At 74.3% G+C, this 17,434-nt stretch carries 18 protein-coding genes; 5 read left to right on the top strand and 13 right to left on the bottom strand.

The genetic code is table 11. The features are described from left to right. The first annotated feature begins 64 nt into the window (after window positions 1-64). Both OG994_RS06835 and OG994_RS06830 read left to right on the top strand, forming a co-directional pair. Window positions 65-1,510, top strand: a complete 1,446-nt coding sequence (locus OG994_RS06835) for a M28 family metallopeptidase (RefSeq protein ID WP_328852566.1) — start codon at window positions 65-67, stop codon at window positions 1,508-1,510. A gap of 94 nt (window positions 1,511-1,604) precedes the next feature. Continuing rightward, window positions 1,605-1,769, top strand: a complete 165-nt coding sequence (locus OG994_RS06830; RefSeq protein WP_158610067.1) for a hypothetical protein — start codon at window positions 1,605-1,607, stop codon at window positions 1,767-1,769. A 108-nt stretch (window positions 1,770-1,877) separates the two neighbouring features. On the opposite strand, the gene OG994_RS06825 is transcribed toward OG994_RS06830, so the two are convergent. The 7 genes from OG994_RS06825 to OG994_RS06795 form a co-directional block, all read right to left on the bottom strand. Next, on the bottom strand, window positions 1,878-2,171 hold the full coding sequence (locus OG994_RS06825) for a DUF6510 family protein (RefSeq protein ID WP_120326840.1): 294 nt from the start codon (window positions 2,169-2,171) through the stop codon (window positions 1,878-1,880). Window positions 2,172-2,188: 17 nt separating this feature from the next. Next, window positions 2,189-2,968, bottom strand: a complete 780-nt coding sequence (locus OG994_RS06820) for a ferredoxin reductase (RefSeq protein ID WP_396844500.1) — start codon at window positions 2,966-2,968, stop codon at window positions 2,189-2,191. Then, a complete protein-coding gene (locus OG994_RS06815) occupies window positions 2,961-3,560 on the bottom strand; it encodes a sulfite oxidase-like oxidoreductase (RefSeq protein WP_120326839.1) in 600 nt (199 codons plus the stop codon). The genes OG994_RS06820 and OG994_RS06815 overlap by 8 nt, the downstream gene beginning before the upstream one ends. A gap of 86 nt (window positions 3,561-3,646) precedes the next feature. Beyond that, on the bottom strand, window positions 3,647-4,663 hold the full coding sequence (locus OG994_RS06810; protein ID WP_328852565.1) for a TerC/Alx family metal homeostasis membrane protein: 1,017 nt from the start codon (window positions 4,661-4,663) through the stop codon (window positions 3,647-3,649). A 195-nt stretch (window positions 4,664-4,858) separates the two neighbouring features. Next, window positions 4,859-5,875, bottom strand: a complete 1,017-nt coding sequence (locus OG994_RS06805) for a glycosyltransferase family 9 protein (protein WP_328852564.1) — start codon at window positions 5,873-5,875, stop codon at window positions 4,859-4,861. Then, complete coding sequence (locus tag OG994_RS06800; protein WP_328853680.1) at window positions 5,868-7,013, bottom strand: glycosyltransferase; 1,146 nt, start codon at window positions 7,011-7,013, stop codon at window positions 5,868-5,870. Before OG994_RS06800 ends, OG994_RS06805 begins: the two co-directional genes overlap by 8 nt. Before the next feature lie 205 nt (window positions 7,014-7,218). Next, window positions 7,219-7,632 carry a DUF2267 domain-containing protein gene (locus OG994_RS06795; protein WP_120326835.1) on the bottom strand — a complete coding sequence of 138 codons (414 nt, stop codon included), beginning with the start codon at window positions 7,630-7,632 and terminating at the stop codon, window positions 7,219-7,221. Window positions 7,633-7,849: 217 nt separating this feature from the next. Here OG994_RS06795 and OG994_RS06790 point away from each other — a divergent pair, with 217 nt between their 5' ends. Both OG994_RS06790 and OG994_RS06785 read left to right on the top strand, forming a co-directional pair. After that, entirely contained in the window at window positions 7,850-8,119 is a 270-nt protein-coding gene (locus tag OG994_RS06790) for a DUF2795 domain-containing protein (protein ID WP_120326834.1), read from the top strand. Window positions 8,120-8,166: 47 nt separating this feature from the next. Next, window positions 8,167-8,829 carry a DUF1345 domain-containing protein gene (locus tag OG994_RS06785; protein ID WP_120326833.1) on the top strand — a complete coding sequence of 221 codons (663 nt, stop codon included), beginning with the start codon at window positions 8,167-8,169 and terminating at the stop codon, window positions 8,827-8,829. A gap of 279 nt (window positions 8,830-9,108) precedes the next feature. Here OG994_RS06785 and OG994_RS06780 read toward each other — a convergent pair whose 3' ends face one another. From OG994_RS06780 to OG994_RS06760, 5 genes are all read right to left on the bottom strand, one after another. Further along, entirely contained in the window at window positions 9,109-9,765 is a 657-nt protein-coding gene (locus tag OG994_RS06780; protein ID WP_120327076.1) for a nucleoside triphosphate pyrophosphohydrolase family protein, read from the bottom strand. Between the two features lie 169 nt (window positions 9,766-9,934). After that, complete coding sequence (locus OG994_RS06775; RefSeq protein WP_328852563.1) at window positions 9,935-10,906, bottom strand: pirin family protein; 972 nt, start codon at window positions 10,904-10,906, stop codon at window positions 9,935-9,937. A gap of 321 nt (window positions 10,907-11,227) precedes the next feature. Beyond that, on the bottom strand, window positions 11,228-11,863 hold the full coding sequence (locus OG994_RS06770; protein ID WP_328852562.1) for a hypothetical protein: 636 nt from the start codon (window positions 11,861-11,863) through the stop codon (window positions 11,228-11,230). Window positions 11,864-11,876: 13 nt separating this feature from the next. Beyond that, window positions 11,877-13,592 (bottom strand): DUF4012 domain-containing protein, encoded by a 1,716-nt coding sequence (locus OG994_RS06765; protein WP_328852561.1) that lies wholly within the window; start codon window positions 13,590-13,592, stop codon window positions 11,877-11,879. Between the two features lie 199 nt (window positions 13,593-13,791). Next, window positions 13,792-15,006 carry a glycosyltransferase family 4 protein gene (locus OG994_RS06760; RefSeq protein ID WP_120327075.1) on the bottom strand — a complete coding sequence of 405 codons (1,215 nt, stop codon included), beginning with the start codon at window positions 15,004-15,006 and terminating at the stop codon, window positions 13,792-13,794. A gap of 165 nt (window positions 15,007-15,171) precedes the next feature. On the opposite strand from OG994_RS06760, the gene OG994_RS06755 reads away from it, so the two are divergent. Beyond that, window positions 15,172-15,726: an arsenate reductase/protein-tyrosine-phosphatase family protein gene (locus OG994_RS06755; RefSeq protein WP_328852560.1), complete on the top strand. Its 555-nt coding sequence runs from the start codon at window positions 15,172-15,174 to the stop codon at window positions 15,724-15,726. On the opposite strand, the gene OG994_RS06750 is transcribed toward OG994_RS06755, so the two are convergent. Then, a complete protein-coding gene (locus tag OG994_RS06750; protein WP_120326828.1) occupies window positions 15,707-17,161 on the bottom strand; it encodes a polysaccharide biosynthesis tyrosine autokinase in 1,455 nt (484 codons plus the stop codon). The genes OG994_RS06755 and OG994_RS06750 overlap by 20 nt on opposite strands. Between the last annotated feature and the right edge of the window lie 273 nt (window positions 17,162-17,434).

Below are 17,434 nucleotides of genomic sequence, written 5' to 3'. Positions count from 1 at the left end.
GGTCGTGGAACATCCACGCCGAACGATGTAGACAGATACGGTCGTCGATGGCGAGGATGCCGTCATGGGAACTGACGACAGCGGCCGGCCGCCCACGAGGCCCACGCGCCGCACCTTCCTGACCGCCGCCACCGCCGCCACGGCCGCCACCGTTGCCGTACCGGCGCTGGCCGACCCGGCCGCCGCGTCCGGCGGCGGTGCCCCGCCGGGCCCCGGTCACCCGGTGCGGCCGCAACCGCCGGACCGTGAGCTGCGCGACCTGCTCCGCGCCGTCGACCAGGATCGGATCGAGGCGATCGTCCGGAGGCTGGCCGCCTTCGGAACCCGGCACACCCTCTCCGCCCAGGACGACCCCGAGCGCGGCATCGGCGCCGCGCGGGACTGGATCTACGACCGGATGCGGGAGTACGCCGCGGCCTCCGGCGGGCGGATGACCGTCGAGCTCCAGTCGTACGTCCAGCAACCCGCCTCCCGCATCCCGGTGCCGACCCGGATCACCAACGTCGTGGCGACCCTGCGCGGGGAGACGTCGCCGAACCGGACGTACGTGGTGACCGGCCACTACGACTCGCGCGCCTCGGACGTGATGGACGCGGTGAGCGACGCGCCGGGCGCCGACGACGACGCCTCCGGGGTGGCCCTCGTGATGGAGCTGGCCCGGCTGATGGCCACCCGCCGCACGGCGGCGACCATCGTCTTCGCCGCCGTGGCCGGCGAGGAGCAGGGCCTCTACGGCTCCGCCCACCTCGCCCAGCAGCTCAAGGCGGCCGGCGCCGACGTGCAGGGGATGTTCAGCGACGACATCGTGGGCAGCAGCACGGCCGACGACGGCACCCGCGACCCGCGCACGGTGCGGCTCTTCGCCGAGGGCGTGCCGACCGCCGAGACGCCCGCCGAGGCGAACACCCGCCGGTCCGTCGGCGGCGAGAACGACTCGCCGTCGCGTCAGCTCGCCCGGTTCGTGAAGGACGTCGCCGAGAACGGCGCGACCGGCATGCGGGTCCGGGTGATCTACCGGCGGGACCGCTACCTGCGCGGCAGCGACCACATCTCGTTCCTGGAGCAGGGCTGGCCCGCGGGCCGGTTCACCGAGCCGAACGAGGACTTCGCCCACCAGCACCAGGACGTGCGGGTCGTCGACGGGCGGCAGTACGGCGACCTGCCGGAGTTCTGCGACTTCGCCTACATCACGCGGGTGGCCCGGGTGAACGGCGCGGCGCTGTGGTCGCTCGCGCAGGCGCCCGGCACGCCGAAGGGGGTCGTCATCGTCACCAGCGACCTCACCAACAACACCACGCTGCGCTGGCGGCGCGGCGACGAACCCGACCTGGCCGGGTACGAGGTGGTCTGGCGGGAGACCACCGCCGCGGAGTGGCAGAAGGTGATCCCCGTGGGCGACGTGACCCAGGTGACCATCGACCTGTCCAAGGACAACGTCTTCTTCGGCGTCCGGGCGGTGGGCCGCGGCGGCCTGCGCAGCCCCGTGGCGTTCCCCCGGCCGGGAAGCTGACGTCCCCTCACCCGTGGTGGGTGGGGCCGGCTCACCCGCCGCCGCGGCAACCTGTGGACGCACGTGTCGGCGCACCGAGGAGGAGGCGGCGTCCATGAACAGCATGCCGATGTCCAACGACCAGCGGCAGCCGATCTACCTGCGGCAGAGTGGGCGCAAGCAGCTCACGGCGCGGCAGCGGCGGCGGGTCGAGCAGAAGCAGGGCCGCATCGAGCGTCTGGGCGGACAGTTCAGGGAGGCACGCGGCCCGGGCCGCTGATCCACGCGGTCGGGCGGGAGTCGCCGAATCGGCGCTCCCGCCCGTCGGGTGGTGCACCTCGCGGCTGCGTGCGGCGGCCGCGACGAACCACCGCGACGCACCGAGCGCTCAGAGGGGACGGGGATGCGGCTGGTCGAGGGGCACGGGCACCTGGAGGAACGTGGTCCCGCGCAGGTCGAGCCGCGCCCAGGAGGGCGAGCGGACCAGCCGCAGCATCACCTCGGCGCAGCTCGGACAGCGCCCCACGAGGCCCGGCGCGTGCGAGTACACGCGCAGCGTGCCCATCGGGCCGACCACCCCGCAGTTCTCGCAGCGGCCGGTGGCTCCGCTCACGTCCACGGCGAACAGCTCCCGCAGCGGCCCGTCGAGCATGTTGCCGTCCAGGAAGGACATCTCCGTCATTGCTGCCTCCTCGCCGGTCAGCCGGTCGGGCCGAAGCGTTCGGTCTTCACCCGCCGTGGCTGGTGTCCCAGGCCGACGAGCAGGTCGGCCACGGTCTCCACGAACCCCGTCGGGCCGCACACGTAGTTGATCGGCTGCAGATCGGCCGGCCACCCGTGGTTGTTCACGTCGGCCAGCCCGATCCGGTGCGGTTCGCCCCGCCACCCCTCCGGCGCCCGGCGCGTGTAGAGGTACGCCACGTCCAGGCCCAGGTCGTCGCGGGCACGGCGGCGCAGCTCGTCGGCATAGATGACGTCGTCGGGCGTACGCACCGAGTAGAGCAGCCGGAACGGCACCCGGCTGCCGGCCGACCGGCGCGCCCGCAGCATCGCCATGAGGGGCACGATCCCCGAGCCGCCCGCGACCAGCAGCACGGGGGCGGTCTCCTCCGGGCGCCAGACGAACCAGCCGCCGACCGGCCCGCGCACCTCGACCGGGTCGCCCTCGGCGTAGGTGTCGATGAGGTACGGCGACACCTCCCCGTCGGGCACCCGCTGCACCGTCAGCTCGATGCGGGGCCCCGCGGGGCCGTCGACGACCGGCCCGGCCAGGGAGTACGAGCGGGCGGTCTGGTAGCCGTCGGCGGCGGTGAGCCGGACGTCCAGGTGCTGCCCCGGCAGGTGCCCGGGCCAGTCCGGCACCTCCAGCACCAGGGTGTGCGCGGTCGGGGTCTCCACCCGGCGCTCCACGAGCCGGGCCACCCGCCAGGTGAGCGGCGCGCGCGCCGGAGGGCGCACCGCCGCGGCGCGCTCAGTCACCCTGGTACCGCTGTTCGCGCCAGGGGTCGCCGTAGTCGTGGTAGCCGGCGGTCTCCCAGAAGCCGGGCTCGTCGGTGGTCATGAGCCGCAGACCGCGCACCCACTTGGCCGACTTCCAGAAGTAGAGGTGCGGCACCAGCAGGCGGGCCGGCCCGCCGTGCTCCCCCGGCAGTTCCTCACCCTCGAAGGTGTGCGCCACCCAGGCCCGCCCGCCCCGCAGGTCCTCCAGCGGGAGGTTGGTCGTGTACCCGCCGTACGAGTGCGCCATGACGTAGTCCGCGTCGGTGTCGACGCCGTCGAGCAGCGTGTCGAGCGAGACGCCCTGCCAGGTGGTGCCGAGCTTGGACCAGCGGGTGACGCAGTGGATGTCGACCTGCGGCGTCTCCTGCGGCAACGCCATCAGCTCCGACCAGGACCAGCGGTACTCCGCGCCGGTCTCGGTGGTGATGACGAACTCCCAGGTGTCCAGCGGCACCCGGGGCGTCGGGCCGGCGGAGAGCACCGGGAAGTCCTGCGTCAGGTACTGGCCGGGTGGCAGGGCGGGCTCCGACGAGCGGGGCCGACCCTGGAAGCCGGGCGATACGATTCCCACCCGTCAGTCGTACCACCTGCGCGGCCCACGGTGGAATCGTTCCGCGTACCACCCCGGTGTGGGGCGCGCAGCGCGCCCCGTCGCCGTCACCGCTGCTCGACGATCTCCCGCTGCCCCGGTTCGCTCTGCCGGGTGGCCCGCAGGCTGGTGAGCGTGACCACCACGAGGACGCCGATGATGACGCCGAGCGACGCCAGGGTGGGGATCTCCGGCACGCCCTTCCAGATGCCGTGCGCCCAGTGCAGGCCGAGCTTGACGCCGATGAACGCCAGGATGATCGCGAGGCCGTAGCTGAGGTGCACGAGCCGGCTGAGCGCCGCGTGCAGGACGAAGTAGAGCGCGCGCAGGCCGAGCAGGGCGAACGCGTTGGTGGCGAAGACCAGGTACGGGTCCTCGGTGATGCCGTAGACGGCCGGCACCGAGTCGACGGCGAAGACCACGTCGGTGGCGAGCACCGCCACCACCACGAGCGCCAGCGGGGTGAGCGCCCGCCGCCCGCCCTGCCGGACGGTCATCCGCGTGCCCTGGTACTCGTCGGTGACCGGCATGAACCGGCGCAGCAGGCGGACCGAGCGCATCCTGTTGATGTCCACCTCCTGCTCGTGGCCGGTGAGGGCGTCACGGAGCAGCTTCACGGCGGTGGCGATGAGGATGATCGCGAAGAGCAGGAAGGCGAAGTCGAGCGTCTCCAGCGCCGCCGCGCCCAGGGCGATGAAGACGGCCCGCAGCACCAGGGCGCCGGCGATGCCGTAGAGGAGCACCCGCTGGGCGAGCACCGCCGGCACCGCGAACGCGGCCAGCAGCAGCATGAAGACGAAGAGGTTGTCGACGGAGAGGGACTTCTCCACGAGGTAGCCGGTGAGGTACTGCACGCCCAGCTCGCCGCCGTAGCGGTTCCAGACCCAGGCGCCGAAGGCGAGCGGCAGGGCGATGTAGAACGCCGACCAGCCGATCGCCTCGCGCATGGACACCTCGTGCGGGCGGCGGGTGACGAGGAAGTCCAGGACCAGCAGCGCGAGCACGCCGACGATGGTCACCGTCCAGAGCGTGGGGGTGCCGACGGACGACAGGTCGGCGGCGGACAGGTACGACAGCTCGGTCATGGGGCCTCCTCGAACACGGTGCCATGTCCGAGGTCTCCTTCACCCACATCCGTGGGCAACCACCCGAGGCGTGCCGGGCACGCCGTACTGACCGGAATGGTTCGTGGGAAGTACTCCCCTCGCCGGGACAAGGTTAGGCCAGGCTCAGTCGACATGCCAGGGCGGGGGCGTCGCGCGTGTCGATGGTTGCCCAGGTCAACCGCTGTGCCCGGGCCGCCGTCCGACCACCGCCCCCACGGCGTCGGCCACCCGCGCCGGGTCCAGATCGGCCATGCAGGCAGGTCCGGACGGGTCCAGCGGGCAGCGCGCCTGCCACCAGCAGGGCTGCTCGGTGATGGCGGTGGGCTGCCGGTACGGGCAGTCGGGCAGCCCCTGGAGGTCGACGCCGCCGATGCCGTACCGGCGCGCGTCGGTGGGACCGAACAGCGCCACCGTGGCCGCGCCGGCGGCGGCGGCGAGCCGGACCGGGCCGGTGTCCGGGCCGACCACCACGCCGCCGCGGCGGGCGACCGCGGCGAACTGCCCGGCCAGGGTGGGCAGGTCGGCGCGGGGCAGCGGCGACCCGACGGGGGCCGCGACCTCCGCCGGCCCGACGGCGAGCACCGGATGCCCGCTCCCGGCCAGCGCGGCGGCGAGCCGCCGCCAGTGCCCGCGCGGCCAGTGCTTCACGGCCATCCCCGCGTCGGTGACCAGGACCACCGGGGGCGCCGGTGGGTCACCGGCCAGCCGGGCGAGGACCCGCTCGCCCGCGGCGCGGGCGTCCCTTCCCAGGTGGACGCGGGGCCGGGCCGCCCGGTCGGCGTCGGCGAGCAACCCCTCGGCGTGCAGGATCTCCAGGTAACGCTCCCCCACCGGCTGGTCCGGCGGCGGGTCGCGCCACAGGTTCGTCACCGCCCGGCCCGCCCCCTCCTCCAGCAGTCGCGGGATGTCGTCGTACCGGGTGGTGCTCACCGCGAGGTCGGGCCGGCGGGCCGCGAGCGCCTCGACCACCGCCGCGCGCTCCGCGCCCGCCCGGCCGTGCCGCGGCGTCCGCACCTCGGTGACCGCCGGATCGGCGCGGATCAGCTCGGCGCCGGGCTCGTGGGTGAGCACCCGCAGCCGCGCGCCGGGGTGGCGGCGCGCGAGGCCGTGCACGGCGGGCAGCAGCATGAGCAGGTCGCCGATGCCGCCCAGCAGGTCCACCACGAGGATGTCGGCGTACGGCTCACGCATCGACCCGCCCCAGGGTCCGCGCGTACAGGTCCCGGTGCGCGGCGGCGACACGCGGCCAGGAGTACGCGGCCGCGAACGCCCGCCCGCGCTCGGCGAGCCGCCGGCGCAGCACCGGGTCGGTGAGCAGCTTCCCCACCGTACGGACGATGGCCCCGCTGTCACGCCGTTGCCCGATCACCGCCACCGCGCCGCTGCGCCGCAACTCCGTGTCGCCGTCGGGCACCGTGACCGCCGTCGGCACCCCGTGCGCGAGCGCGGCCAGCAGCGCGCCGCTCTTCGTGCTGGCGCCCTCGGTGAACGGAAGCACCACCGCGTCGGCCGCGTGCAGCGCGGCGGACACCCGGTCGACCGGCACGTGCCCGGTGAACGTGACCGCCTCGGCGACCCCGCACCGGCGGGCCAGCGCCTCCAGCTCGGCGCGGAACGCCCGCGCCTCGGCCTCCGGCAGCGCCTGCGAGGTGAAGCCGCCCACCACGAGCAGACGCAGGTCCGGGTGGGCGCGCCGCAGGTCGGGCAGCGCCTCGATGAGCTGCCGCACCCCCTTCACGGGGTGCACGAAGCCGAAGAACGCCAGCAGCGGCGCCCCCTCCGGCAGCCCCAGTTCCGCCCGCAGTCGCCGCCCGGCGGTGGCCGCGCCGACCTGGTCGGCCACGTTCGGCGCGATCGGGATGTGCGCCGGGCCGCGGCGGGCACGCGTGGCCACCAGCGCCGCGTGGGCCGGGTTGGTGACGATGACCTCGGCGCTGGCCGGCACCAGCCGTCCGGTCTCCCGGTCCCAGAGCCCGGTCCGCTCCACAAGGGTCCACAACGGTCGGGGCAGCCAGGCCGGCGCCGCCCACCACCCGTACTCGTGGACGGTGGTGACCAGCGGGACGTCCCGGGGCAGCCGCAGCGGCAGCAGCCCGGGATGGCCGGAGAACCGGTACGCCGACGGCGCGAACTGCACGTGGACCAGGTCCGGCCGCAGCCGGCGCACGGTCCGGGCCGCGTACGCGGTGGCGGCCCGCCAACCGGCCGGGCCGTGGGGACGCACCGGGACCGGGGTCACCACCACCCCGACGTCGTCGAGCGCGCGGGCGAGGTTCACCACGTAGTCGCTCACCCCGTCGGCGTCCGGCCGACCGGGCCCGTGCAGCATGGCCACCCTGATCCGCTCCCCGACCAAGGCCACCTCCCCGCGTCGGCACGCGGTTTCCCGTACCCGTCGGGGGCAAACGCGCCGACGCGGTCCGCGCCCGGTCGTGGCGCCTCTGTCGGCGCGGTCACCGGTCGTCCGCGGTCGTCCGCCGGTCCGCGCGGTCGCCGCCCGGCCGCGGTCGTCCGCCGGTCCGCGCGGTCGCCGTTCAGCCGGCCCGGCGGAGCCCGGCCCCGGGCGCCATGGCCGGCTCGACCATCTCCCGGTAGTCGCGTGGAAGCTGGCTCATCACGTCGTCGAACTCGCCCCGCGTGATCGCCTCCCGCAGCGTGGTGAGCACGGCGCGGACGCCGCCGCGGGCCGTGTTCTCGTCGACACCGGCGCGCAGCGCGACCCGCGCCGCGAACTCCGCGGCCCCGAACCGCTCCGCCGCCTCGGTACGCGGGCTCGGCTTCAACACCACCTGCAACGGCTTCGGCAACTGGGCCGCCAGGTCCAGCACCTCGCCCCCGGTCAACCGCTCGGACAGCGTCTCCAGGGTCGCGGCCGTGAGGGCGGCGGCCCGCTCCTCGGGTGCCCTCGTCCGCTGCGCCACCTGGTCGATGAAGGTGTCGTAGTCCATCGCGTGCTCCTCGCCGGGCTGCGTCGGGGCCCGCGAGTACCCGCCGACCGCCCCGGGAAACGGTCACCCGGCGGACGGCGCCGGTCGATCTCCCGCGCGGACGGCGCCGGCGGATCTCCTGCCCGAGCGGATTTTCCCGCGCTGGCGGCGTGAGCGGCCGGGTGGCGGGTAACCGCCGCCGGTCGTGACCGGATCGATCCCCGGAGGAGTCGACACCATGGCGAGTTACGCCGACGTCCTGCAGTACCTGTCGAGCCTGGACTACCCGGCCGACAAGGACGACGTGATCCGGGAGGCCGAACGGGAGGGCGCGCCGCCGGACGTGTTGCGTGCCCTGCGGGCGCTGCCGCCGGTGGACTACGCCAACGGCAACGAGGTCGCCCGCTCCGCGGGCATCGAGGCCGCCCCGGAGGTCGGCCGGTCGCAGCGGGCGGCCCAGGCACGCGAACCACACACGCGGGTCTCGCAGCACCTGCGCGGCATCTGACCGACCGTGCCCGCGCCGACGGTCGACGGCGGCACGGGTGGCGGCGGATGAGCGCCTTCGTCCGGCCCCGCGCGCCGGACGGTCACACGCCGGCCGTCGCCCAGATCGCCATCGTGGCGCTGGTCGGGCTGGGTGTCGGCGTCGGCTTCGGCCTCCTCGTCTCGCCGCTGCTCGCCCCGCTGGCCGGCTGGGACGTGGCGGCGGCCACCTGGCTGGCCATCGTGTGGAGCAAGATCTGGCCGATGGACGCCGCCCGGACGGCCCGGCTGGCCGCGTTCGAGGACCCGAACCGCGCCATCCGCGACATCGTGCTGGTGGGCGCCGGTGTGGCGAGCCTGCTCGCCGTGGTCATGGTGATCGCTGCCGCCGCCATGGCGCCGCGGGGCGTGCCGCGTGACCTGTACGGCGCGGCCGGGGTGGTGAGCGTGCTGCTCTCCTGGCTCGTCGTGCACACCGTCTTCACCGCCCGGTACGCCCGCGTCTACTACACGGGTCCGGACGGGGGCGTCGACTTCCACCAGGCGGAGCCGCCGTGCTACGCGGACTTCGCGTACCTGGCGTTCACGGTCGGCGCGACCTTCCAGGTCTCCGACACGAACCTCACCAGCCCGGAGATGCGCCGGACCGTCCTCATGCACTCGCTTCTGTCGTACCTGTTCGGCGCGTTCGTCGTCGCGGTGACCGTGAACCTGCTGGCCGGCCTGGCGTGAGCGCGTCACGAGCCGGGGATCCGGCGCGCCGCCGCCGACCGGGGGCCGCGGGTGCCGCCGACCGGGCCCCGAAGACAGGCGGGCGCCCCGGGCCGCGAACCGCGACCTGGGGCGCCACACAGAACCTGTCCCGGTGCCGGACGAGCCCGAACCGGGCCGCAGCCGCCGGGTGGTTGATACGCCCGAACCGGGCGGGCCTGACGACCGCGATCATCATACAATGCGCATCAGCCGAATGGTCAAGAAAATTCGGCCTGTGGGCCTGGCCACTCGCACCGATCAGCTCATGACCTCCGCGTACCGCTTCTCCAGGTCGACCCGCGCCAGCGCGCCCACCAGCCAGGCCAGCCGCTCCGACTCGCCACTGCCCGCGAGCCCGGCCAGGTCGCCGGCGGAGCGTCCGAGCCCGAGCCGGCGCGCCGCGGCCAGCGCACGGCGGTCGGCGACCGGAGCCACCTCGCGCCACAGCGCCTGCGCCTCCCGCAGGAACAGGTCGACGACCTGACCGTCCACGCCGGGCAGCTCGGCGAGCAGCTCCCGCTCCAGGCGAGGGTCGTAGTGCGCCGCGGCCCGCAGCCGGCGCAGGTCGCCCCGGTACCGGTCGACGACCGTACGGGCGAGATCGCCGAGCGTGTCGGCGAGCGCGGCGACGTCACCCCGCTGCCCGGCCTCGCGCAGTACGCGCACCCGGTCCTCGTGCAGCGAGCGGGCCAGCCGGGCGGCGCTGTCCCATCCGGCGTCGCGCAGCGCCTGCGCGCTGTCCACCGCTCGCCGGAAGTCCCCCCGCCTGGCCAGCAGCACCGACAGGTAGAGGAGCTGGAAGAGGCTCGACGGGTTGTTGGTGACCTGGAAGCCGTACTGTTCGGCGAATCCGCGTCCGCTGCCGGCGAGGCGGCGCACCAGACGCTTCTTGTCCTCGATGCTGGCGATCGGCATGCCGCCGACTACCCGCGCCGCCACCGGTCACACGCGGCGCGGGCGCGGGGCTCGTCTACCCGATGCCCGGCGCCGGCTCGTGTCGAGTTCGCCGGCGCGGGCACGGCAGCTCCGCGACGCCGGGCGGCGGCGCGGGGCCGGGGCACGCCGCCGCCTCGATCGTCGGGAGTCAGTCGTGGACGCCGCCACTGCGGTCGCGGGCCTTGAGGCGCGTGGTGGGCAGCGCCGGCGCGGGCAGCGGCGGCGCGGGGTCCTCGGCGACCACGCCGAAGCGCCGCCCCGCCATCCAGTCCTCCCGCGCGGCCGCTACCTCCTCGTGCGAGCGGCCGACGAAGTTCCACCACATCACGAGTGGCTCCTCGAAGGGCGTCCCGCCGAGCAGGAGCAGCTGACTGCCCGCCGTGGCGCTCAGGGTGAGCTGACGGCGCCCCGTGCCGAGGTAGAGCAGGTCACCCGGCGCGAACGACACACCGTCGACCTCGGCCGAGCCCGACATGGCGACCAGGCCGTACTCGAAGTCGGGTCGCAGCGGCAACGCGACCGGATCCGCGCCGGCCGGTTCGAGCTGCGCGCCGACGAGCGGGGTGTGCACCACGGCCGGGGACCGCTCGCCGCCGATCTCACCGACCAGCAGCGTCACGTCGAGGCCGCCGTCGCTCCAGTGCGGCAGGTCGGCGTGGTGGGCGAAGTCGGGGGCGCCGGCCCTCGCCGGGTCCGGCAGCGCCACCCAGAGCTGCACGCCGTGCATCACCGGCGGGTGCGCCTCGGGTGAGCGTTCGGAGTGCGCGATCCCGTGCCCCGACGTCATCACGTTGAGCTGGCCGGGCCGGATCGGCTGGACGCTGCCGAGGCTGTCCCGGTGCAGGATCTCCCCGTCCAGCAGCCACGTCACGGTCTGCAGGCCCGTGTGCGGGTGCGGCGGCACCTCCATGCCGGGCCGCTCGGCGACGTCGTCGGGGCCGAAGTGGTCGACGAAGCACCAGGCGCCGACCATCCGCCGCTGGCGTTGGGGCAGGAGCCGCCGCACGGTCGTGTATCGGCCGAGGGGCACGTCGTGGCCGGGCAGGAGCACGCTGCCGGGATCGACGGCGGCCACGCCCGGTGGTCGCGTCTGCGCCGGCAATGATTCGGTACGTTCCACCGCCCGACTGTACGCCCGCCGCCACCGCGTCCCCGGGCGTTCCCACCGCCCACCACCCGGTGCGCCCACCGCCCCCGACAACTCCGGCTGATCATGAGGTTGGCGAGGCGCGTCGTCCGGTTCGTCCCCGCCAACCTCATGATCGACGGGCGAGGGCGGCGCGGGGTGGCGGACATCGACGCGCGGCTGCGGGCGGAGACGCGGCAGCGGGATCGCCACCGGCGCGGATGCCCGCCTGACCGCACGAGACTGGCGCCCGCCGGATCGGATCCGACGGGCGCCAGTCTCGTTACCACTCCGGGCACCGCCCGGCGCGGTGCCTCAGTGCGACCCCGCCCCCAGACGCTGGCGGCGCCGCCAGGCGAAGGTGAGCAGGAGCAGCACGGCGCCCGCGCCGGCGAGGCCGCCGCCGATCTTCATCGGCGTACCCAGGCTGTCACCGGTGACGGGGAGCGCCGGCGGCTGAGCCTGGCCGCGGACCTGCAGCTGGGCGGTGGCGGTGCGCTCCGAGTCGCGGCCCGTCGCGGTGAAGGTCAGCAGACCGGTCACCGACGGCTTGTACCTGCGGGTGAACTTGCCGTCCCCGTTGGTGCGCGCGGTGAACCTCAGCGGCGCGCTCGCCTGGTAGGCGACCGGGGCCATCGCGACCGTGGTGCCGTCGCTGCGGCGGGCCGGTGCCTGGTTCGCGGCCGGGGCCGCGAGCGGGGTCACCGTGACCACGATGTCCACCGTCTCCCTCGGACCGAATCGCTCGCCGATGAGGTTCACCGTGTCGCCGAGGTCGATGGACGACGGCTGGACGGTCAGCGACGCGGGTAGCTGGGGCGTGTACGGCGGTGGCTGTGGTGTGTCCGTCACGCCTGGCGTCGGCTGCGGCTGTGCCGCCCCCGCTGCCGTCGGCACGGCCACCACGGCCAGGCCGACCGTGAGCGCCATGATGATGCGGGATAGCCGCATGGTTGGTTCCCTCCTACTGGTCACAGCTTGGTGCGGTATCAACTTGGGTGGTCCAAGGGGTGGCCGTGGGCGTGAGCCACAGCTCGGCCTCACCGGTGCCGGTCTTCTTTCCGGTCAGGACGGTGAGCTCCAACGTCCGGCTGGCGCCGGGTCGGACCTCGACGTTCGCCGTGGTCACGTGGCGGCCGCGTTCGCTGCCGCCGCCCACGGCCGTCTCCGTCCCGTCGAGTCGGGCGTCGAGCACCGCCCCACCCGTCGGGGTGAACACCGACACCAACGTGCGTACGGTGTAGGGATCACCCGCCATTCCGAGGCCGAGGACCGACTCACTGAGACCGGACTTCGGCGCCGTCGACCGCAGCGTCACCCGCAACCGGAGTTCCCGGCGGCCGTCGGGTCGGCATTCACCGACCGTGAGGGTCGCCGCCGGCCGCAGGTAGTAGCCGAGCTTCGCGCCGCTGCCGTCGTTGAGGAACACGCCGACGACCGGCACGGTGTCCTTCTCCGGAAGGGCCCCGGCCAGTCGGCTTTCGCCGAACGTCCGCTGCTCCTCCGGTCGGGCACTCCAGAACAATATCCGGCGTTCGGTGATAGCACGGTCGAATACGGACAACAACACCTTCGGATCCACATTCTTCGTGAAGAAGGCGTCGAAGACCGCGGCCGCCGCCGCCGCGAAGTAGGTGTCCTGCTCCCGGGGTTCGAGCCGCTGGTACGCCTCGTTGAGCAGCGTCCGCACGACGTTGTCGCTGGACAGCGGCACGCCGCCGGGCACGACGACGGGTCCGGTCGCCTTCAGCAGGTACGACAGCACCACCGGGTCCACGGCGAGCACCCCGTCGACCGTGCTGCCGGTCTTGCGGCGGAACATCTCCCGGTACAGCGCGGCGGCCGTCGGGAAGTGCGGAGTGAGGTTCACGTCGGCCGGATACATGCCCGGCAGGTCACCCCAGAGGGCGCGGGCCTCCGCGGGCACCTTCACCGGCGGGTCGAACCGGCCGAGCGACGCACTGCTGCCCTGCCGCCCCATCTTCACCCGGCCGTTCTCGGCCTCGATCACCGCGTACGCGCCGAACATGCCGCCGGTCGAGCGCAGCTCGGCGAGATTCTGGGAGACCAGCAGGTACCGCCGCGGGCCGTCGGCGCCGAGCAACGGCGGCAGCAGGCGGGCACCCTGGTCGGCCGCCGTGGTCAACGTGGCCAGCCGGTCGATCTCGCCGCGCAGGTCGACGAGGGCCTGACGGACCTGGGCGACCAGCCCGTCCCCCGACACGGTGGCCAGGTCACGGCGAGTCTGCTGCACCGTCCGGTTGACCCCGTCGAGGTCGGCCGAGACGGTCCGCAACCGGCCCACGTCGAGTCGGCCACCGGAGGGCACCAGGCTGGACAGGTCGGCACGCAGCAGGGCCGGGAAGGCGTCGCGGGCCAGGTCGTCGACCGCCACCGCGATCCGCCGCACCGCGCCGAGGTCGTCCCCGGCGAACGGCACACGCCGGCCCAGCGCCCAGCCGGGGTCGTCGGTGGCCCGCCGGGCGGCGCCCGACTGCTCCTGCAGCGCGGCCAGGGTGCGCTGGGCCCGTGCGGTGTCGCCGCCGACGACCTGGGCGCTGAGTTCCCGGGCCAGCCCGGCGGCGTTGAGCAGGTGGGCGCGGGCCTGCCAGCCCCGGAACCCGACCCAGCCGCCGGTCAGCGCCAGCAGTGAGCCGACCACCAGCCCGGCGAGCAGCATGCGCCGCAGGCGCGCCCGCCGCCGACGCCGCGACCGGCTCCGTCGCCGACGCGGTCGTTCGCTCTCCGTCACCGCACACTCCCCGTTCCCTGGAACCGGACAGAAGACCCCATTCCTCCCGGTGTTCTTAACACTCTGGAGACGGGAATCGTGACGTTATGGCCTATCTGGATGCGTACGCGAAGTTCGCTCGCGGGCGTCACGCGGCCCGGCGGCCCGCCGCGGCCTCCTGGAGCAGCCGCTCGATCCGGTCCACGCCCGCCGGAAGCGACATCTCCCGCAGGTACGCCTCGCGTCCCCGCCGGCCCATGTCCACCCGGGCGGACGCCGGGATGGTGGCGGCCAGCCAGAACCGGTCGGCGAGGCTCGCCCAGTCCTCGGGCGGGCAGGAGAGCCCCGCCCGGGCCCGTTCCACCAGGTCGGCGGTGTCCCCGGCGGCCGAGGCGACCACGGGCGCCGCGCACGACAGCGCGGCCTGCACCTTGCCGGGCACGGTGCCGCGCAGCTCGGGCAGGTCCCGCAGCATCACCAGCTGGTAGTCGGCGGCGGCGTACAGCTCCGGCATGTCCAACGGCGAGCGCCGTTCGACGAACCGCACGTTCTCCGCGCGCAGCTCGGCGGCGAGCCCCCGCACCCGCCGTTCGTCCGCGCCGGAACCCACCAGGACCAGGTCCATGGTGCGGTCGAGGGCGGCGGCCGCCCGCACGGCCGTCTCCAGCCCCTGCCGCGCGCCGATGGTGCCGGCGTGCATCACCACGCACCGCCCGTCACGGCGGACGAGCTCCCGGGCCGCGGCGCTCGGCTGCGCCGGCCGGAAGATCCGCTCGTCGGTCCAGTTGAGGACGACGGAGACGCGGGCCGGGTCGGCGCCCGCCGCGACGACGAGGTCCCGCATGGACGGTGCCACGACGGCGACCCGGTCGGCGGTGTGGAAGGTCCGGCCCATCGCGGCCGCGATCCGGGCCCCCCACCGCCCGTCGGCGCCCGGGGTGTCCTCCGGCCAGACGTCCTGGACGTGCAGGACGGTCGGCACCCGGTTCAGGAGCCGCATCACACCGGCCGCCGCGAAGCTGACGGCCGGCATCTGGAAGACGTAGAGCGCGTCGATGCCGGCGAGGAACCGGCGGGCGACCAGGGTGGCGCTGCCCGCGAACGAGTAGTAGCCGGCCATCCGGGCGCCGGAGGAGCCGTCACCGGTCACGTAGCGGGGCACGCGGCGGACGGTCAGCCGCTCGGCCCGCGTCTCGTGCCGCCACCGCTGCCGCCAACCGGGGTAGACCCGACCGTCGGGATAGTCCGGAAAGCCGGTGAGCACGCGCACCTCGTGTCCGCGGGCCGCCAGCTCCTCGGCGAGGCTGCCCGGGATGAAGGCCGGTTCCGGCGGGAAGTGGTACGACAGGATGCCGATCCTCATCGCGTACGCACCCCCGACCGGATCGCCGGCCACGGCGCGGCAGCGCCGCCCGTGGGGCGTTGGTCCGCGTACGATGCGGGCAACCCCTCCGCGTCCGGCCGCGACCGCCGGCGCCGCACCGTCGTGGCGGCACCGCCCGCGACGGCACCGACGAGAGGGGTCCCGATGACCGACCACGTGCTGTTCGTCTGCCACGCCAACCTGTGCCGCTCGCCGATGGCCGAGTACCTGGCACGCCGGGCGCTGGCGGGCCGGCCGGTGACCGTGGCCAGCGCCGGGACCGACGCGGTGGAGGGCTTGCCGATGCACCCGTACGCCGCGGACATCGCGGCCGAGACCGGCGAGGACCCCACCGACTTCCGCAGCCGCCGGCTCCGGGCCGAGTACCTGGTCGAGGCGACGCTCGTGCTCACCGCCACCCGGCGGCAGCGCTCGGTCTGCACCGCGCTCGCGCCGTCGGTGCTGCACCGGACGTTCACCCTGCGCCAGTTCGGGCGCCTCGCGGAGGCGGCCGAGCCGCCCGGGGACCCCGCCGGCGATCCGCTGCGCGCCGCCGTCGAGGCCGCCGCCCGCGCCCGGGGACGGCTGCAACCCGCCGCCCCCGGCGCGGACGACCTCCGGGATCCGATCGGCGGCACCGCCGCCGACTTCCGCCGCTGCGCCGAGGAGATCGAACGCTCGATACGACCCCTCGCGGCGCTCATCGTGGCAACCGGGTGAGTTCCTGTGTCAGGTCGCTGACGCCGGCCCCGCCCTCGGCGTGCCGGGCGGCGCTCGCCCGGTCGCTGGGCACCGCGGGCAGCTCCGTGGCGGCGACCACCCGGTAGGCCTCGTACTGGTACGCCTCGGCCTTCGGCATCTTCGCCATGTTCAGCACGCAGCCGAGCAGCCGCACGGAGACCGCGTGCAGCGACCGGGCAGCGGCGGCCACCTGGGTCCGCGAGGTCCGCCCCTGCTGGCTGACCATGAGCGCGCCGTCGGCCTGGACCGCCACCACGACGCCGTCGGTCACGGCGAGCAGCGGGGCGGTGTCGATGATGACGATGTCGGCCGACTCGCGGAGGGCGAGCAGCAGGTCGGCCATCGCCTTCGAGCCGAGCAGCTCGCTCGGGTTGGGCGGCGCCGAACCGCTGGGAAGCACCAGCAGCGACTTGTCGCCCCACCGTTGCACCACGTCGCCGACCTGGACGTCGCCCACGAGCACGTCGGTGAGACCGACGCCGGCGTCGATGCCCAGGTACTCGTCGACCTTCGGGCGGCGCAGGTCGGCGTCGACCAGCAGGACCCGCCAGCCCGCCTCGGCGAGGGCGATGGCCAGGTTGCAGGAGAGGGTGGTCTTTCCCTCGCCCTGCAGGGCGCTGGTGACCGCGATGACCCGCGCGGGTTCGTGCACGTCGACGAAGCGGAGGTTGGTGCGCAGCTTCCGGATCGCCTCGGCCCGCGACGACGTGGCGGCGTCCCCGATGATCAGCGGCGCCGACTTCGCGCCGCTCTCGTACGGGATCTCGCCGAGCAGGGGGCTGCCGGTGGCCCGCTGGAGGCCCGCCGCGTCGCGGAGCCGGACGTCGGCCACACCGCGCAGGATGGCCAGGCCCACGCCGACCACCAGGCCGATGATGCCGCCGAGCAGGAGGTTGCGTACGGGCTGCGGGGAGACGGGACTGGAGCTGACGCGGGGGCCGCTCACCACCTCGATCTTGATCGGGGCCTTGCCCTCGGGCGGGGTCTCGACCTTCTGCACGAGGTCGACGAACTGCGCCGACAGCGTCTCGGTCACCTTGAGCGCCCGCGTCTGGTCGGTGTCGGTCACCGACGCCTTGAGCAGAACCGTGCCCGACTCGGTGGACGTGCTGACCCGGCGCTGCACCTCGTCCGCCGTGAGGCCGACGGGGTTCTCGGCGACGACGCTCTGCGCGAGCCGGTCGCTGGTCAGCAGGTCGGCGTACGACCGGACACGCTGCTGGAGGAAGAGTCCGCCCTGGTAGGCGTCCGAGACCCCCTGGTTGGGGGTGGTGACGAAGAAGGTCACCGAGGCGACGTACCGGGGTTGGGCCCGGACGGTGAGGAAGGCGCTGACACCCAGGGCCACCATCACGGTCACCAGCACGACCCACCAGTGCCGACGCACGTGGCGAAGTTGGCGGAGCAGGTCCATCAGGCGCGCCTCCGTACCGGGCCGGTAACGCCAAAGAACTTCACGAAAACCCCCAAGGTCGTCTTCAACTCGTGAAACCATTAAACCGGCTAATACGGCTTATGTCCGGAGTTGAGCGTTTTCAGTGGCGCGCGATGCGCTCGAATTACCAACCCGGGAAAGAGCCATTCGGCATCGGGCGGCCTCGGGGAAAAGTCACGGCATCCGGCCCGTGGCGGCGGGCGCGGCGGTGCGCCACGTCAGGCGGGATGCGGTCCCGGGACACCGGCGCGA

The sequence above is a fragment of the Micromonospora globbae genome (assembly GCF_036184225.1).
GTDB lineage: Bacteria > Actinomycetota > Actinomycetes > Mycobacteriales > Micromonosporaceae > Micromonospora > Micromonospora globbae.
Note: the sequence above shows the minus strand (reverse complement) of the source record. Positions and strands in the feature narration are given on the sequence as shown.